The organism is Prosthecobacter sp. (assembly GCF_029946185.1).
Classification (GTDB): Bacteria; Verrucomicrobiota; Verrucomicrobiia; order Verrucomicrobiales; family Verrucomicrobiaceae; genus Prosthecobacter.
Window position 1 is genome coordinate 1 of record NZ_JAQSEA010000223.1, and the last position, 2,510, is coordinate 2,510.

General features: G+C 60.7%; 3 protein-coding genes. All 3 read left to right on the forward strand.

Annotated elements, in window-relative coordinates; genetic code table 11:
• The first annotated feature begins 215 nt into the window (after positions 1-215).
• Positions 216-701: an FKBP-type peptidyl-prolyl cis-trans isomerase gene (locus PSV43_RS18565; RefSeq protein ID WP_300200846.1), complete on the forward strand. Its 486-nt coding sequence runs from the start codon at positions 216-218 to the stop codon at positions 699-701.
• Positions 702-908: 207 nt separating this feature from the next.
• On the forward strand, positions 909-1,547 hold the full coding sequence (locus PSV43_RS18570; RefSeq protein ID WP_300200849.1) for a cupin domain-containing protein: 639 nt from the start codon (positions 909-911) through the stop codon (positions 1,545-1,547).
• A 106-nt stretch (positions 1,548-1,653) separates the two neighbouring features.
• A partial coding sequence (locus tag PSV43_RS18575; RefSeq protein ID WP_300200852.1) for an RNA polymerase sigma-70 factor occupies positions 1,654-2,510 on the forward strand: 857 nt, incomplete at its 3' end.

Genomic DNA, 2,510 nt, shown 5'->3' on the forward strand with positions numbered 1-2,510 from the left:
TCAAAACCTCCGAAACCGGTTTCATCAGTGCCTGCAAAGTTCAAAAGGGCGGGAGCAACGACTTCCCAATTCCACCGTTCCCGCCTCCCTCCCCTCCCGCTTTCTTCAGCAACACGCATCGCAGTTGCGCACCTGCCGTTTACTGCGCACATTTTCCGGCACCTCGGGGCCGTCACCACGCAGGCCCCTGCACCCCCACCCAAATCGCAGTCACCATGAAACGCACTTCATTGTCTTTGTCCCTGTCCACCGCGCTACTGCTCCTGATGACGAGCTGCGAGAGCACCAAGCCCACGCCAGCGCCGCAAGCCGCAGCCAATCCGGCCATGACTGCCACCCCTTCGACGGACGGCATGATCTCCACCGCAAGCGGACTGCGCTACAAGGTGCTGGCGTCCGGGCCTGCAGGTGGCCGCACCCCCTCACTCTATGACTCCGCCACGGTGCACTACAAGGGCACGCTGACGAATGGCACGGTGTTTGACAGTTCCTACGAGCGCGGTGCCCCAGCCACCTTTGGCGTCAACCAGGTGATTCCCGGCTGGACGGAGGCGCTGCAGCTCATGAAGCCCGGCGACCAGTGGCTGCTCTACATCCCAGCCAATTTGGGCTACGGTCCCCAGTCCATGGGTGACATCCCGGCCAACAGCGATCTGATCTTCCAGGTGCATCTAATTCAGGTTACCGGAGCGGGCGTCTAGTCAGGCAGGCCCCAGTGGCCCCCGTTGCGGATTTTCCAAAGCTGCCCCGTTGCTGTGCGACTGGGCAGCTTTCTTCGTACATGGCTGCCGACCGCGTTCAATTTCCATGCGCGGTACATGCTTGAGTGGCGGAATTTTTTTCAAAATGTTTCCGTCTTTGTCACAGACCTCAGGCCTGGATCGTCTGAACTGCTGATGAATACAAACATGAAGATCCGCATGGATGAACTGGTGCGCCAATACCTGGCCGCTCAGGGAGACACCCGTGAGATCATCACCGACGTGGCGGTCGGAAACTTCGGCACTCCCGTGGATGACCACAGCTTGGTGCCAGACGCGCATCCACAGCTTGGCTTCCCGCTTCGCAGACTGGCTAGCGGCTTCCGCTGCATGAACTCAAACCCTCCATTTCCCCCAAAACCAAACCAGACCATGAAAACATCGCGCATCCTCGCCACCCTACTCGCCTCGTTCACCCTTTCACTTGCCATCCTCCATGCCGACGAACCGCCGGTGACGATCACGGAGATCTTCAAGCAGGACCATCCGGAACTGCAGGACAAGGAGATCGTGGTCAAACGCATCGAAATGCAACCCGGCGTGGCAGCACCTCCGCATGTGCATCCGGGCATGGTGACGGGCTACGTGCAGCAGGGCCTGTTTGAGTTTCAGATCAAAGGCGGCCCCCTGCTGAAGCTGAAGGCGGGCGACGTCTTCTTTGAGCCCGCTGGCAGTGTGCACATCGTGGGCAAAAATCCCGGCACGGAAAAGACGATCATCATCGCCTTCGTGGAAAATCCGAAGGGCGCACCGCTTTCAACGCCGGTGGACGAACACGGCAAGTAAAGAGCGCAGCCTGCCGCCCTGACTGCCCTGGATGCTTGAGCGTACAGGGCAGTCCCATTGACAGACAGGACAGCCACGACCAGATGACCTCCTACCCGCGACGAACTTGATCGACCTTTTCAACACTCACCGGCCAGCGCTTTTCGGCATCGCCTACCGGATGCTCGGGCGCGTGTCTGAGGCGGAGGACCTGATGCAGGAGGTGTGGCTGCGCTGGCAAAAACAGGAGGGGGTAGAGATCCAGTCTGCGAAGGCGTGGCTGGTCGCCGCCACCACCCGGCTGTGCATTGATCAACTGCGCTCCGCACGGCACGAGCGTGAGGAGTACTACGGTGTGTGGCTGCCGGAGCCTCTGGTGGAGGCAGCGAACACTCTGCCGGACCATCTCGTAGATCTCACCGACTCGCTGACCATGGCCTTCATGATGATGCTGGAAACCCTCGGCCCGGTGGAGCGCGCCGTGTTCCTCCTGCACGAGGTCTTCGACTACAGCTACGCCGAGACTGCGACCATCGTCGGCAAAACAGAGGTGAATTGCCGGCAGATCATCCGCCGGTCCAAGGCCAGCCTGCTGACCAGCCCCACACCACCCCAGCCTCCCAACGAGCAGGCGCGGCGCGTGGTGGAGCAGTTTGCCCATGCGACCTCTACCGGTCAAATTGATCAACTGCTGGATCTGCTGATGGAAGACGTCACCGTCTATAGCGACGGCGGCGGCAAGGTGAAAGCCGCAGGGCTGCCGATCCGCAACGCTGACCGCGTGAGCCGCTTCCTCATCGGCATCCGGCGGCTCCTCCCCGCCGACATGGCCTGCCGCTTTGCCACCGTCAATGGCAAGCCCGGCATGCTCATGATTTCTGGCGGACAAATCTACGGTGCCTATTCATTCGACCTCATAGGCGAGCGCGTGCGGAATGTGTACGGCATCTGGAATCCAGAAAAGCTGCGGCATCTGGCGCGCTT

What these genes read in the sequence shown, in the direction of transcription:
- PSV43_RS18570 (WP_300200849.1), top strand. Translation starts at nt 909, where the DNA reads ATGAAGATCCGCATGGATGAACTGGTGCGCCAATACCTGGCCGCTCAG.
- PSV43_RS18565 (WP_300200846.1), top strand. Translation starts at nt 216, where the DNA reads ATGAAACGCACTTCATTGTCTTTGTCCCTGTCCACCGCGCTACTGCTC.